Annotated in this window: 12 protein-coding genes and 1 pseudogene; 6 read left to right on the top strand and 7 right to left on the bottom strand. The window is 68.4% G+C overall.

Annotation, left to right across the window (positions count from 1 at the left end):
• From MKK51_RS12015 to MKK51_RS11995, 5 genes and pseudogenes are all read left to right on the top strand, one after another.
• Positions 1–193, top strand: a pseudogene (locus tag MKK51_RS12015) (oxalate/formate MFS antiporter); the annotation flags it as partial.
• A 3-nt stretch (positions 194–196) separates the two neighbouring features.
• On the top strand, positions 197–973 hold the full coding sequence (locus tag MKK51_RS12010) for a fumarylacetoacetate hydrolase family protein (protein WP_243977316.1): 777 nt from the start codon (positions 197–199) through the stop codon (positions 971–973).
• 48 nt (positions 974–1,021) lie between these two features.
• Positions 1,022–2,032, top strand: a complete 1,011-nt coding sequence (locus MKK51_RS12005) for a ketopantoate reductase family protein (protein ID WP_243977315.1) — start codon at positions 1,022–1,024, stop codon at positions 2,030–2,032.
• Positions 2,033–2,150: 118 nt separating this feature from the next.
• The gene (locus tag MKK51_RS12000; protein ID WP_243977314.1) at positions 2,151–3,686 is read left to right on the top strand and encodes an acyl--CoA ligase; all 1,536 of its coding nucleotides are present in this window, start codon (positions 2,151–2,153) and stop codon (positions 3,684–3,686) included.
• 244 nt (positions 3,687–3,930) lie between these two features.
• Complete coding sequence (locus tag MKK51_RS11995; RefSeq protein WP_243977313.1) at positions 3,931–4,227, top strand: hypothetical protein; 297 nt, start codon at positions 3,931–3,933, stop codon at positions 4,225–4,227.
• On the opposite strand, the gene MKK51_RS11990 is transcribed toward MKK51_RS11995, so the two are convergent.
• The 4 genes from MKK51_RS11990 to MKK51_RS11975 all read right to left on the bottom strand — a co-directional run bounded on the left by MKK51_RS11990 (position 4,228) and on the right by MKK51_RS11975 (position 9,511).
• Entirely contained in the window at positions 4,228–6,165 is a 1,938-nt protein-coding gene (locus MKK51_RS11990; RefSeq protein WP_243977311.1) for a potassium transporter Kup, read from the bottom strand.
• Positions 6,166–6,723: 558 nt separating this feature from the next.
• On the bottom strand, positions 6,724–7,407 hold the full coding sequence (bioD, locus tag MKK51_RS11985; RefSeq protein ID WP_243977309.1) for a dethiobiotin synthase: 684 nt from the start codon (positions 7,405–7,407) through the stop codon (positions 6,724–6,726).
• Positions 7,404–8,177 (bottom strand): ferredoxin--NADP reductase, encoded by a 774-nt coding sequence (locus MKK51_RS11980; protein WP_243977307.1) that lies wholly within the window; start codon positions 8,175–8,177, stop codon positions 7,404–7,406. The genes bioD and MKK51_RS11980 overlap by 4 nt, the downstream gene beginning before the upstream one ends.
• 398 nt (positions 8,178–8,575) lie before the next feature.
• Entirely contained in the window at positions 8,576–9,511 is a 936-nt protein-coding gene (locus tag MKK51_RS11975; protein ID WP_243977304.1) for a ring-cleaving dioxygenase, read from the bottom strand.
• A gap of 154 nt (positions 9,512–9,665) precedes the next feature.
• Here MKK51_RS11975 and MKK51_RS11970 point away from each other — a divergent pair, with 154 nt between their 5' ends.
• Positions 9,666–10,289 (top strand): FMN-dependent NADH-azoreductase, encoded by a 624-nt coding sequence (locus MKK51_RS11970; protein WP_243977302.1) that lies wholly within the window; start codon positions 9,666–9,668, stop codon positions 10,287–10,289.
• Positions 10,290–10,298: 9 nt separating this feature from the next.
• Here MKK51_RS11970 and MKK51_RS11965 read toward each other — a convergent pair whose 3' ends face one another.
• From MKK51_RS11965 to MKK51_RS11955, 3 genes are all read right to left on the bottom strand, one after another.
• Positions 10,299–10,895 (bottom strand): HupE/UreJ family protein, encoded by a 597-nt coding sequence (locus MKK51_RS11965; RefSeq protein WP_243977300.1) that lies wholly within the window; start codon positions 10,893–10,895, stop codon positions 10,299–10,301.
• Positions 10,896–11,097: 202 nt separating this feature from the next.
• Complete coding sequence (locus tag MKK51_RS11960) at positions 11,098–12,399, bottom strand: M16 family metallopeptidase (protein ID WP_243977299.1); 1,302 nt, start codon at positions 12,397–12,399, stop codon at positions 11,098–11,100.
• 64 nt (positions 12,400–12,463) lie between these two features.
• Positions 12,464–13,849 carry a M16 family metallopeptidase gene (locus tag MKK51_RS11955; protein WP_243977297.1) on the bottom strand — a complete coding sequence of 462 codons (1,386 nt, stop codon included), beginning with the start codon at positions 13,847–13,849 and terminating at the stop codon, positions 12,464–12,466.
• Positions 13,850–14,042 lie beyond the last annotated feature (193 nt).

Below are 14,042 nucleotides of genomic sequence, written 5' to 3'. Positions count from 1 at the left end.
CAATGCCGGACTGCTCTACACCGCCAAGGGAACAGCCGCCCTCCTCGTGCCCGTGGCCAACTACCTCCAGCAGGCCACAAACAGCTGGGACGGCGTCTTCCTCGTCGCAGCCGGCGCCAACATCCTCGCCTCCCTCCTCGCCATCGTGCTGCTGAAGCCCTGGCGTGCCCGCGTCGTCGCCCGGAGCATCTGAACCATGGCCCGCTGGATCGGATACATTCACGACGGACGCGCCGGCTTCGGCCGCCTCGACGGAGAGCAGGTCGCCGTGCACGAGGGCGACCTGTTCGACGCGCCGCGGGCGACGGGAGAGATCCTGCCCCTCTCCGAGGTCGTCCTCGACCTGCCGTGCCGGCCGAGCAAGGTCATCGCCCTGTGGAACAACTTCTCCGCCATGGCCGAGAAGCAGGGGCTGACCCCGCCGGTCGCCCCGCTGTTCCTCTTGAAGCCAGCCAACACCTATCGCCCGAGCGGCGCCGAGATCGCGGTGCCGGATTGCGCCGGGCGCATCCTGTTCGAGGGTGAACTCGGCATCGTCATCGGCAAGGTGGCGGGCCGGAGCGCGCGCGACCTCACCCCGGACGAGGCGGCCGACCACATCTTCGGCTATACCTGCGTCAACGACGTGACCGCCCTGGAAATCCTGAAGGCCGATCCGAGCTTCGCCCAATGGACGCGCTCGAAGGGTCTCGACGGGTTCGGCCCGTTCGGCCCGGCCATCGCCACCGGCCTCGACCCCGAGGCCCTCTCGGTGAAGGTGCGGGTGAACGGGCGTGAGCGCCAGACCTATCCCCTCTCCGACATGATCTTCCGCCCGCACGAGATCGTCGCGATGATCTCGCGGGGCATGACGCTGGAGCCCGGCGACGTCATCGCCTGCGGCACCTCCAACGGTTCCGGACCGATCCCGAAGGGTGCCACCGTCGAGGTGGAGATCGAAGGGATCGGAATCCTGTCGAACCGCTTCGCCTGAGCCGCACAGACCAGACCGACACGACATCCGGACAATGAGGACACGAGCATGAGCATCGCGATCGTCGGCGCAGGCGCCATCGGCGGATTTCTGGGGGTTCGCCTCGCGAATATCGGCGAGGACGTCACCTTCATCGCACGCGGGGCCAATCTCGATGCCATCCGCTCCAACGGCATGCGCCTGATCGAGGAGAACGGCTCCGAGATCCACGTGACGAACCTCAAGGCCACGAAGTCCATGGAGGAGGCCGGCGTTCACGACGTGGTGCTGCTCACCGTGAAGGCGCATCAGGTCGGGCCGATCGCCGCCGACCTCCACCACCTCATCGGCCCCGATACCCTCGTCGTGACCATGCAGAACGGCATCCCGTGGTGGTATTTTTCGGGTGGCCATGGGGGCGACCTGGCCGGAACCCATCTGGAAACCGCCGATCCGGGCCGGCTCATCGCCGAGCATCTCGACCCGAAGCACGTCATCGGCTCGGTGGTCTATCCGGCGGCCGTCCTCACCGAGCCCGGCGTGGTCCAGGTGATCGAGGGCCACCGCTTCGGTCTCGGCGAACTCGACGGATCCATGAGCCCGCGGGTCCAGGCCCTGGCCCAGCTCCTGATCAAGGCGGGCTTCCGCGCGCCCGTCACCAGCGACATCCGCGCCGAGATCTGGCTCAAGCTCTGGGGCAACCTCAGCTTCAACCCGATCTCCGCGCTGGCCCATGCCACCCTGGTGGATATCTGCCAGTTCCCGGAGACGCGGGCGCTCGCCGCCGACATGATGCGCGAGGCGGAGACCATCGCGAACAAGCTCGGCATCACCTTCAAGCTCGGGATCGAGCGGCGCATCGCCGGGGCCGAGAAGGTCGGCGCGCACAAGACCTCGATGCTGCAGGACGTGGAGGCCGGCCGGCCGATCGAGCTCGAAGCCCTGGTCGGCTCGATCATCGAACTCGGCCGCCTCACCGACACCCCGACCCCGCATATCGGCACCGTCTACGCCCTGATGCGGCTGCTCTCGCAGAGCCTCGAACGGGCGCAGGGGCGCCTGTCCATCGCGACGGCCTGACCCGACGATCCCCCGGCGGTCGCCACCGACCGCCCATCCCCGTGAACATGTGCCGCTCCCCATGCGGCGGACCGCCTTCACCACCCCGAAGGCAACTGACGATGAGGACACAGCTTCCATGGCCGAGACCGCAACCACCCTGCACGCGCTGATCCAGGCGGGCGCCGACGAGGCCAGCGCCCTGTCGAGCCCCGGCGGCGTTCCGCTGACCTTCGGCGCCCTGCGGGCGCTCACGGACAGCACCATCGCCTCCCTCAACGCGCAGGGGATCGGCCGTGGCGACCGGGTCGCCATCGTCCTCGACAACGGGCCGGAAATGGCCGCCGCCTTCATCGCCATCGCGGCGGGCACCACCTCGGCACCCCTCAATCCCGCCTATAAGGCGGACGAGTTCGAGTTCTACCTCACCGACCTCAACGCCAAGCTGCTGGTGGCGGCAGAGGGCTCGCAGAGCCCGGCGGTGGCGGTGGCCGAGAAGCTCGGCGTGCCGGTGGTGCGCCTGACCCCGACGCCCGAGCAGGGCGCGGGCAGCTTCACCCTCGCCTTTTCCGCATCCGATGCGACGCCCGCGGCCCAGGGCGGCCCGGCCCATCCCGACGATATCGGCCTCGTGCTCCACACCTCCGGCACCACCTCGCGCCCGAAGATCGTGCCGCTGAAACAGTCGAACGTCTGCGCCTCGGCCCGCAACATCCGCACCACCCTCGCCTTCACGGCCGAGGATCGCGGCCTCAACATCATGCCTTTGTTCCACATCCACGGCCTCATCGCCGGCATCCTGGCGCCGCTCTCGGCGGGCGGGCAGGTCTGCTGCACGCCGGGCTTCAACGCCCTGAAGTTCTTCGGCTGGATGGGGGAGGTCCGCCCCACCTGGTACACGGCGGTGCCGACGATGCATCAGGCGATCCTCGGCCGCGCCGCCCGCAACAAGGAGATCATCGCGGCCAATCCCCTGCGCTTCATCCGCTCCTCCTCGTCCTCCATGCCGCCGCAGGTGATGAAGGAGATCGAGGAGGTTTTCGGCGCGCCCCTGCTGGAGGCCTACGGCATGACCGAGGCCGCCCACCAGATGGCCTCGAACCCGCTCCCCCCCCGGCCGCATTATGCCGGCTCGGTGGGCCTCGCCGCCGGCCCGGAGATCGCCATCGTCGACCATGACGGCGAGCCGCTGCCCGCCGGCGAGACCGGTGAGATCGTCATCCGCGGTGACAACGTGATGTCCGGCTACGAGAACAACGACAAGGCCAATGCCGAAGCCTTCACCCGGCAGGGCTGGTTCCGCACCGGCGACCAGGGCACGCTGACCCCGGAGGGCTACCTCTCGATCACCGGGCGCCTGAAGGAGATCATCAACCGCGGCGGCGAGAAGATCTCCCCGCGCGAGGTGGACGAGATCCTGATGGACCACCCGGCCGTGTCCCAGTGCATCACCTTCGCGATGCCGCACGACAAGCTCGGCGAGGACGTGGTCGCTGCCATCGTCCTGCGCGAGGGCCACGACGCCCTGTCGGAGAAGGATCTGCGGGGCTTCGCCTCCGAGCGCCTCGCCCCGTTCAAGGTGCCGGCCAAGATCATCTTCCTCGAGGAAATTCCGAAGGGCGCCACCGGCAAGCTCCAGCGCATCGGCCTCGCCCAGAAGCTCGGCCTGGCGTAAGGCGGCAGCCTTCTCCCGTCTCCCCTCTGCGGGCGAGGGGGAGGGCTCCGCCGATCCGAACCGACGGCCGAGCCCGCGCTCTCAAAAGATCATAATAAGTCTTTATAAGACCCATGGCGGAGAATTAGCCTCGCCGTGGGTCGAACGATTTGTACGATGCTGCCGATGTCAGTATCGTCCCGCCCCATACGGCCATCAATGAACGGACGACGATCCGTCGCGGCCGATGGGAGGATGCCACACGATGACGAACAGGTTGGCTGCTTTGGCCGTGCTCGCTGCGATGTCCGCTTTGGCGCACGCCCTGTCGATGAACGACCCGCTCACGGAATGGAGCAAGGGCACGGCCATGGACCGCATGCAGATCGCCACCCGCCTCGGCAAGTCGTTCAACAGCATCAGCGAGAGCTTCACCGCCGGCTACTTCCTGAAATGCATCGACGACGTGGCCGTCTACGGCAACGCCAAGGCCGCCAGGATCGAGGACGCCATGCGCGAATGCGTGGCCGCGCGGATGCCGCGCAGCCCGGACGCCGAATAGTCAGATCTCGATCTCGGTGCCAACCTCCACGAGTTGCCGGGTGGGGATGCAGAATTGCGCGCCGGTGGCCTCGGCGTTGCGCAGGAGGAAGGCGAAGATGGTCTCGCGCCACGTCGCCATGCCCCGGTCGTCGCTCTTCGGGATGATGGTCTCGTGGCCGATGAAGATGGTCAGGTCGTCGAGGAACGCCTTCGGCAGCGTGCCGCATTCGACGGCGCATCGCAGGCCGTCGGGGATCGAGGCGTCCTCCATGAAGCCGTAATGCAGGACGAGGCGAAAGATGTCCGGGGTGATCTCGGTCACCTCGGCGCGCTCGGTCCGCGGCACGCTCGGCGCCTCCTCGTAGAGGGCGGTGACGAGGAGGATGCGCTTGTGCAGGGCATGGCTGCGCTCGACGAAGCGCGACAGGTGGAGCGGGATCCCGCTCGTGGCCGAGGACAGGAAGGCGGCGTTGCCCGGCAGGGTGATCGGCGGCTCGCGGCGCAGCTGCGCGATGAACTCCGCTTCGGGCTGTCGCAGGGTCGTTCGGGCCTCCTCCACCAGCAGGTTCCCCTTGCGCCAGGTGAGCATCAGGAAGGCGACGAGGCCGGCCAGCACCAGGGGAAACCAGCCGCCCTCGAACAGCTTCACGCTGTTGGCACCGAGGAAGACGAGATCGATGGCGAGGAAGAAACCGTTGACGGCGAAGACCGCAATGGGGTTGTAGCCCCATTTCAGCGCCACCAGGGCGGCGAGCAGGGTGGTGATCGCCATGAGCGACGAGACGGCGATGCCGTAGGCGCCGGCCAGCCTGTCCGACGAGCCGAAGGTGAGGACGGCGGTCAGGGTGGCGGCCGCCATCAGCCAGTTGATCACCGGCACGTAGATCTGCCCGCGCTCCTCGCGCGCCGTGTGGATCACCCGCATGGGCGGCAGGAAGCCGAGCTGGATCGATTGCTGGGTGAGCGAGAACACGCCCGAGACGATGGCCTGCGAGGCGATGACGGTGGCCAGCGTCGCGAGAGCGATCAGCGGATAATAGGCCCAGTCCGGGCTGAGGCGGTAGAACGGGTTCTCGATGGCGTCCGGCGAGACCAGCAGCAAGCCGCCCTGGCCGAAATAGTGGATGACGAGGGCCGGCAGGACGAGGCCGAACCAGGCGAGGCGGATGGGCCTCGCGCCGAAATGGCCGAGATCGGCATACATCGCCTCGCCGCCGGTGACCGCGAGGAAGGCCGCGCCGAGCATGGCGAAGCTCACGTGCCAGCCGGCATGGAGGAGGAAATCCACCGCGCGCCAGGGGTTGAGGGCACCGAGGATCTGCGGCGCGTGCCAGATGCCGCCAAGGCCCAGGAGCGCCAGGACCACGAACCACACCACCATCACCGGGCCGAAGATCCGGCCGATGAAGGCGACGCCCTTGCTCTGTACCAGGAACAGCCCGACCAGGATGGCGATGGTGATGGGCAGGACGGCATGGTCGAGGCCGGGAGCCGCCACCTTGAGGCCCTCCACCGCGCTCAGCACCGAGATCGCCGGGGTGATCGCTCCGTCACCGTAGAGCAGGGCCGCGCCGACGAGGCCGACCACGAGGAGCACGGCCTGCCGTGTGCCGGGCTTGGCGTGGCGGGCGCCGAGGAGCGCCAGCATGGCGACGATGCCGCCCTCGCCCCGGTTGTCGGCACGCAGGATCAGCACCGCGTATTTCAGCGACACAATGAGGATTAGGGCCCAGAAGATCAGCGACACGGCGCCGACCACGGCGATGGCCTGGGGCGGTCCGCCGCCGGATGCCGCCCGCACGGCTTCCTTGAAGGCGTAGAGCGGGCTGGTGCCGATATCGCCGTAGACGATGCCGAGCGCCCCGAGGAGGAGGGGCAGGCCGGCGCGCGGAGGATCTGCGCTCTTCGAAGCTGCGCTCTCCACCGAGGCCCCGGGGGCCGATGCGTGTTGGGCCAAGGGGGCGTTTCCTTCCGCGAATAGGCCGAACGCACTCCGTTTCCGCCTGACCCAACCTAGAGCGCTCTCCGCCAAAGTGGATGCCGGTTCGGCGAAAAAGAGTGCGACAAAACAAAGATCTAGAGGTGTGCTCCGACCCAACGTGGTCGGGCGCAGCTCTAGCGGTCGCGGGTCCGCAGTCCAGGGATGGCCGCCATAACAGCGGGCAGGTGAGGAAACCGTGCACGGCTCCCGCACCGAGGGGACCTGTCCGCTCGCTTGCCACAGTGGCAATGCCGATCGGCCGACGCGAAATCGAGACCCACGCAACGTCTCGTTCGAAGATCATGAGGGGCGACGATCACAGATTTCCGGAAACGCCCATGGCCGATCCCGTGATCGAGGCTTCTCCCTCACTCCGTCCTGCCGCTCCGGGGTCCTGCCGCTCCGGGTGTAATACCAGTCCTCGAAGCGCCTGACTCATCGAGGGCTGCCCGCGCGACGGCGCGGCGGCGGTCATCCGCCGGACCTCACCGACACCAACCTATGGGTCGGGGTCAGCGGGACTTGGGATAAGGCCTAGACCAGCCGTGCCAGCGCCTCCGGGCATTCGCCGTCGCGGGCGATGCAGACCACCGGAGCCGACACATGGCGGGCGATGGCAGCGGCGACCGTCTCGGGCGACGTCGGCGCGCCGAGGCTTTCGCAGACGACGACACCGAGCAGCGTCTGGCCGTGACAGCGCAGGGTCTCCGCCGCGGTGAGCGCGTGGCTGATCGCCCCGAGATAGCTGCCGGAGACGAGGACGGTCGGCAGCGCCAGGGCTTTGAGCCAGTCGAGACCGGTGGCCTCCGCCGTCACCGGACTCATCAGGCCGCCGACGCCCTCGATGACGAGGATCGTCGCCGGGTCCGCCCCTTCGAGCCGTGCCTCACACCAGCCGACGAGGTCGGACAGGCGCAGGCTCCGGCCTTCGCACGCGGCGGCGAGATCGGGGCTGAGCGGCGCGAGAAAGCGCCAGGGGGAGCAGGCCTCCACCGTCTCGGGCGTCAGCGGCAATCCCTGGGCCTCCAGAAGGATCGCCGTGTCGCTCTCGCGAAACCCCGGATCGACGAAGGGCGGGACACCGCTCGCCAGGGGCTTCAGGGTCGACACCGTGCTTCCCCGGCGGCGCAGGGCGCGCGTCAGGGAAGCGGTGACGTAGGTCTTGCCGATTTCGGTCCCGGCGCCGGCGACGAAGACGGCGTGGGCACGCGCGCTCACTTCTCGACGAAAGCCTTCTCGATGACGTAGTGGCCGGCCTCGCCGTGGTTGCCCTCGACATAACCGCCGCTGGTCAGCATCTCGCGGGTGTCGCGGATCATGTCCGGCGAGCCGCACAGCATGAACCGGTCGTTCTCCACCGACATCGGCGGCAGGCCGATATCCGCGAACAGCTTGCCCGAGGTCATCAGGTCGGTGATCCGGCCGCGGTTGCGGAACGGCTCGCGGGTGACGGTGGGGTAATAGATCAGGCCGGCGGTGATGACCTCGCCGAGGAACTCGTGGTTGGGCAGTTCCTGCGTGATCGTCTCGCCATAGGCGAGTTCCGAGACCTGCCGGCAGCCGTGGACGAGGACGACCTTCTCGAAGCGCTCGTAGGTCTCCGGGTCCTTGATGATCGACATGAAGGGCGCGAGGCCCGTGCCGGTGCCGAGGAGATAGAGGTTCTTGCCCGGCATCAGATTGTCGAGGACCAGGGTGCCGGTGGGCTTCTTGCCGACGATGATCGGATCGCCGACCTTGAGGTGCTGCAGCCGCGAGGTGAGTGGGCCGTTCTCGACCTTGATCGAGAAGAACTCGAGTTCCTCCTCGTAATTGGCCGAGACCACGCTGTAGGCGCGCAGCAGAGGACGACCCTCCACTTCGATGCCCATCATCACGAACTCGCCGTTGCGGAAGCGGAACGCGGGATCGCGGGTGGTGCGGAAGGAGAACAGCGTGTCGGTCCAGTGGTGGACGCTCAGCACGCGCTCCTCGTTGAACTTGCTCATCGACGGGTCCGTCTCAAACTTCGCTTGCGAATCTCGGCTTTCAGCCGGGTCTTCTCGCACCTGCGGCGCGCCCGTCAAGGCATAGCAGGCGCGCAGGCAATGAAACCGCCAACTGTCTGGAATCGCTCTGACTTAGAGGCATCCCGGCCACGGGGGATGTGATCGCGCCCCGATTCCGGCTCATGACATGGCAGGTACGAACATGGCAGGTACGATCGCGGGACAGGGGTTCGGAGACGAATCCGGTGACCGTCGCCGGGATGGCGGACACACGGACGAGAGATGCCGACACCCCGAGGGAGCGGCATCCCTCTCCGGTTTCATCACCCGCCCGGCCGCAGCCAGTCCGTCTCGGCGATCATCTCCCGGCAGACCCGTCTGCTCCGGCGACCTTGCGATTACAGGGGCTTCAGCCCCGCTTCGATCTCGGCGCGGCGGTCTTCGAGGAAGGGCGGCAGGGACAAGCGCTCGCCCAGGGTCTCCAACGGCTCGTCGGCGGTGAAGCCCGGTCCGTCGGTGGCGATCTCGAACAGGATTCCGTTGGGCTCACGGAAGTACAGGCTTCGGAAGTAGTAGCGGTCCACCGGCCCGCTCGATGGCATGCGGCGCTGCTTCAGCCGGTCGGCCCAGGCTGCGTAATCCGCATCGGGGATGCGGAAGGCGACGTGGTGGACCGCCCCCGCTCCCTGCCGGGCGGGCGGCAGGCCGGGTTCGGCCAGGAGGTGCAACTCGGCTCCCGCCCCGCCCTCGCCCATCTGCCAGACGCGAACCTCGCCTTCCGGCACGTCATAGCTCCGGGCGCGGCTCATGCCGAGCACCTCGGCGAGCACGGCCTCCGTCGCCCCGATCCGAGCAACGCTCAGGCGAATCGGTCCCAGACCCCGGATCTGGCGCTCCACCGGCACCGGGCTGGCGGGCCAGGGATGGGCGTCTCCAGCACCGCCGTCATCCACCAGCATCAGGCGCTGGCCTTCCCGATCCTCGAAATCCAGGGTGAGGCGGCCGTCACGCAGGAGCGGCTCTTGGTGCGTCACGCCCTGGCGGGCGAGATGGTCGTGCCACCAGGCGATCGTGCCGTCGCCCGAGACGCGGAACGCCGTCCGGACGATACTGTCGGTGCCGCGGCGCTCGGGCGGCGCCGGCCAGTCGAAGAAGGTCATGTCGGTGCCGGGCGCGGCGATGCCGTCGGCGTAGAACAGGTGGTAGGCCGAGACGTCGTCCTGGTTCACCGTCTTCTTCACGAGCCTCAGCCCGAGGGTTCGCGTGTAGAAGGCAGCGTTGTCCGCGGCCCGCGCGGTGATGGCGGTGAGGTGATGAAGTCCGGTGAGCTGCATCGGCCTGTCCTGCGAATGACGATGTCCCGCTGAGATGGGTCGTCCTTCGCAGGAATGCGATGGCGAGCCGGATCATCGGGACAAGCGGCCCCCCCTGGGCTCGAGCGGGATGCGCGATACATCTTCCGCACGACAGGCAACCGGAGTCCCCTGAATGCCCCATCTGCTCTACGTCGAAGCATCGCCGCGCAAGGAGCGTTCCGCGTCGATCGAGGTCGCCCGCGCCTTCCTCGACGCCTGGGGTGAGACGCATCCGGAGGGAACGGCGGACGTCCTCGACGTCTGGAACACACCGCTTCCGGAGTTCGACGGGGAGGCGCTCGCCGGCAAATACGCGGCGCTGGCGGGCGACGCCCTGAGTCCGGCGCAGGAGGAGGCCTGGGTCGCGATCCGCGCCCTGGCGGCCAGGTTCCAGGCCGCCGATCTGCTCCTGTTCGCGGTGCCGATGTGGAACTACACGATCCCCTACAAGCTCAAGCACCTGTTCGACCTGGTCTCCCAGAAGGACCTGCTCTTCACCTTCGACGAGCGCGGCCAGAACGGGATGCTCAAGGCGACGGCCGTCGTCGTCAATGCGCGGGGCGTCGCCATCGGCGAGGATTTCCCCGCCGAGATCTACGACCACCAATCGACCTACATGGCGACGTGGCTACGCATGGTCGGTGTCACCGACGTCCACCAGATCGCTGTGGAGAAGGGTCTGATGGGAGCCGATCTCGACCGGCAATCCCGCGAGCGGGCCCGCGCCGAGGCCGGGGCCCTGGCGCGAACGCTGTAGGCTTCGGCTTCAGAAGGCGCCGGCCAGGAGGCCGAGGCCGGCGGCGGCGAAGGCCGCGCCGGCAACCCGCAGCGCCGGGCGCCCAGTCCCCTCGCCGATACGGCCCATGCCGAGGCAGAGACCGAGGCCCACAGCATGAAGCAGGGCGGTGGCGGCCACGAAGCCGGCACCGTAGGCGAGACCGGAGACCGCCTCCGGCATCTCGGCGCCGTGCGCATGGCCGTGGAACACCGCGAAGAAGCCCACGAGGGCCATGGCCGCCGCGACCGGCATCGTCAGCCGCAGGGCGACGGCGGCACCGAGCACGGCCACGGACAGGGCGATGGCGGTCTCCACATGCGGGAGCGCCACGCCGGCCGCGCCGAGGGCGCCGCCCAAAACCATCATGCCGATGAACGACAGCGGCACGAGGAGCATCGCCCGGCCGCCCACCTGCACGGCGACGAGCCCCACGGCTACCATGGCGAGCATGTGGTCGAGACCGGTCAGCGGGTGCAGGAACCCATGGGCGAGGCCCGACGCATCGCCCTGCCCGGTATGCGCCAGGGCGGGACCAGCCATCAGGCCCAACATCAGACCCGGCAGAACTCGAACGCAGCGTCTCATTCCCACTCTCCCCTAAGCCCCAGAGGCCATCACCGACCCTGAATGCAGGACGTGACCGGTCCTGGCAACGGTCGTGCCGGACGGTGATGGAGAGGGGCGAGCACGCGATCGGGATGGTCTCGTTCGCGCTTGGAGCGCATCCCCTCTCCCCGCTTGGCGGGAAGAGAGCCGCGACCGTTATGGAGGCGTGGAAGACGCGATCCTACAGAAAATCGGTCGGTCGCCCTGCGGCCACCACCAGCATCCTGCCATCGGCGAAGGTGCGGGCGCCGGCGCGGCGGATGTCCGCCTGGGTCACGTTCGTCACCATCTCGTTGCGGCGGGCGAAGTAATCCATGCCCAGCCCCTCGAAGGAGATCTGCACGAGCTGATGCGCGATCTTGGTCGAGGTGTCGAAGCCGAGGGCATAGGAGCCGGTGAGGTAGTCCTTGGCCTTCTGAAGCTCCTCGTCGGACGGGCCGTCGCTGATGAGGCGGCCGATCTCGTCGCCGATCACCGACAGGGCTTCGCCGACGCGCTCGTTCTTGGTGGCGGTGTAGCCCCAGGTCATGGCGCTGGCGCGGTGGCTGACCAGGGAGGTGCCCACGGAATAGGCCAGCCCCCGCTTCTCGCGCACTTCCTGGAACAGGCGCGACGTGAAGGAGCCGCCTCCGAGGATGTGGTTGAGCACGTAGGCGGGGATGAAGTCCGGGTCCTTCCACGGCACGCCGCCCATGCCGAAGCGCAGGACCGATTGCGGCACGTCGATATCGACGACGACGCGGCGGCCGAGCTGGCCGACCTGGGTCTGCGGCACGGCGTTCAGCGGCCCGGCCTCGTCGAGGACACCGAAGGCGCGGTTGAGGGCGTCGGCCAGACGCTCAGAATCGATGGCGCCGACGGCCGCCACCTTCAGACCGCCGCGACCAATGATGCGCCGGTGCATCGCCACGAGGTCGTCGCGGGTGATGGCCGCGATGCTCTCCGGCGTGCCCGACGAGGGGCGGGCATAGGGATGGCCGGCATAGGCTTCCGCGAAGAAGCGGCGCGAGGCCATCACACCCGGATCGTTCTGCTGGTAGCGCAGGCCGGCCAGCGTCTGGGCCCGCACCCGCTCGATGGCGTCGGGGTCGAAGCGCGGCTTGGCCAGCGCCAGGGCGAGGAGGTCGATGGCCTCGTCGGCGTGCTTGACCAGCATCTTGAGGGAGCCGCCCACGGCGTCGGCGCCGGCATGGAACGACAATTCGATGGCCCGCGCCGCCAGACGCTCCTGGAAGGCGTCGGAGGAGAGGTCGCCGGCGCCCTCGTCGAGGAGGCGCGCCAGCATCTGCGCCACGCCGCCCTTGCCCTCCGGGTCCTGAGCCGCCCCTCCCTCGAAGGTGAAGGCGAGGGCGATCATCGGCACCACGGGCGATTCCACGTGCCAGGCTTCGATACCGGCGGCGGCGGCCACCGGAAGCGCCAGCGTGGGAGCGTTCGCGCTGCGGGCGGCGGTATCGACCAGATTGGCTTCGACCGAGTTCATAAGAACCTCATTCTTCTTCTGGGCGCCCGGGCCGGAATCGACGGGATCGTGCGTAAGGGTCGCCTCACGCGACGGCGGCGTCGGGATCGCGCGTCTTGGTCAGGTATCCGGTGACGGAGCGGGCGGGGATCAGGTAGCGCTCGGCGACGGCAGCGAGGCGATCCCGTGTCACGCCCTCGATATCGGACGGCCAGCGGCGGACCTCCTCGATGCTCTCGCCGATGGCGAGCGCCGAGCCATAGATGCGGGCCAGCGACGACTGGCTGTCGGAGGAATAGACCGTCTCAGCCACGAGCCGGGTCTTGGCCCGCTCGATGGCCTCCGGACCCAGGGCCTCGGAGGGGACGCGGCGCAGGACGCGGTCGACCTCGTCCTCGAGGCGCTCCAGGCTCACGCCCTCGGCGGGGATGGCGTAGACCGAGAAGCGCGTGTCGTCGATGGCCGAGCCCATGTACCAGGCGCCGGCATTCACGGCGACGCCGAGCTCCATCACCAGCTTGCGGTAGAGGAACGAGGTCGAGCCGCCGCCCATCACCTCGGCCAGCAGTTCCAGGGCGTGGCACTCGCCGTCGCGGGCGGTCATGCAGGAGGGGGTGAGATAGAGCCGCTGCAGGGTCGGCTGCTCCACCTTCGGATCGACGACGCTGAGCCGGCGGAGCGCGCGGGGCTCGGGCTCCCTGGCGCGCACCCGCACCGGCCGGGCACCGCGCGGCGTCACGCGGCCGTAGGTGTCGTCGGCCAGCCGCCGGACCTCATCGGGCGTCACGTCGCCGGCAACGACCAGGATGGCGTTCTCGGGGGTGTAGAAGCGGTTGTAATAGTCGAGGGCGTGGCTGCGGTTGAGATCCTCGATCTCGTGCATCCAGCCGATGATCGGCGTGCCGTAGGGGTGGTGCACGAACAGCGAGGCGGCCATGGCCTCCGAGAGCTGAGCCGAGGGGTCGGTCTCCACCCGCATGCGGCGCTCTTCCAGCACCACGTCGCGCTCGGGCGCCACCACGGAATCCTCGAGGACGAGACCGGTCATGCGGTCGGCCTCGAACTCCATCATGGTCTTCAGGTGGTCGCGGGCGACGCGCTGGAAATAGGCGGTGTAATCGTAGGAGGTGAAGGCGTTCTCCTGGCCGCCGAGGCCGGACACCGCTTGCGAGAAGGCGCCGACCGGATGCTTCTCGGTGCCCTTGAACATCAGGTGTTCGAGGAAATGCGCGATGCCGGACTGCCCGATCGGATCGTCGGCCGAACCGTTGCGGTACCACACCATGTGCGTCACCACCGGTGCGCGGTGATCGGGCACCACGACGACGTCGAGACCGTTGTCGAGGGCGAAGGCGGAGACTTCGGGTCCGCCGGCCTCGGAGCGCCCGAACGGCGCGGCCTCGGCCCGGCCGGCATGGCCGTAGCGGCGGTTGAGCGAGAACCCGGGCGTATCCTTCCGCAACAGATGCATCGTCTTTTCCTTGATACGTCGGCCCTGCGTGACCGCCCGTCATGAACGCAATGCCCCTTGCGCACTCCCCGGATGCCACGATTCCGCAGGCCGAGGTCAGGGCAAGTCCCGTACCGACACCCCTTAGGGCGCCGGGTACGGGCGCCGGATTCACCAGGACGGGCCATCTCCTCTAGGAGCGACGGGACCGTCC

Source organism: Methylobacterium sp. E-045 (genome assembly GCF_022829685.1).
Lineage (GTDB): Bacteria > Pseudomonadota > Alphaproteobacteria > Rhizobiales > Beijerinckiaceae > Methylobacterium.
The sequence above is the reverse complement of the archived record's forward strand: the minus strand, read 5'-3'. Positions and strand labels throughout refer to the sequence as shown.

Coding starts and splice junctions, on each gene's coding strand:
- MKK51_RS12010 (WP_243977316.1), top strand. CDS start 197: ATGGCCCGCTGGATCGGATACATTCACGACGGACGCGCCGGCTTCGGC.
- MKK51_RS12005 (WP_243977315.1), top strand. CDS start 1,022: ATGAGCATCGCGATCGTCGGCGCAGGCGCCATCGGCGGATTTCTGGGG.
- MKK51_RS12000 (WP_243977314.1), top strand. CDS start 2,151: ATGGCCGAGACCGCAACCACCCTGCACGCGCTGATCCAGGCGGGCGCC.
- MKK51_RS11995 (WP_243977313.1), top strand. CDS start 3,931: ATGACGAACAGGTTGGCTGCTTTGGCCGTGCTCGCTGCGATGTCCGCT.
- MKK51_RS11980 (WP_243977307.1), bottom strand. CDS start 8,177: ATGAGCAAGTTCAACGAGGAGCGCGTGCTGAGCGTCCACCACTGGACC.
- MKK51_RS11975 (WP_243977304.1), bottom strand. CDS start 9,511: ATGCAGCTCACCGGACTTCATCACCTCACCGCCATCACCGCGCGGGCC.
- MKK51_RS11970 (WP_243977302.1), top strand. CDS start 9,666: ATGCCCCATCTGCTCTACGTCGAAGCATCGCCGCGCAAGGAGCGTTCC.
- MKK51_RS11965 (WP_243977300.1), bottom strand. CDS start 10,895: ATGAGACGCTGCGTTCGAGTTCTGCCGGGTCTGATGTTGGGCCTGATG.
- MKK51_RS11960 (WP_243977299.1), bottom strand. CDS start 12,399: ATGAACTCGGTCGAAGCCAATCTGGTCGATACCGCCGCCCGCAGCGCG.
- MKK51_RS11955 (WP_243977297.1), bottom strand. CDS start 13,849: ATGCATCTGTTGCGGAAGGATACGCCCGGGTTCTCGCTCAACCGCCGC.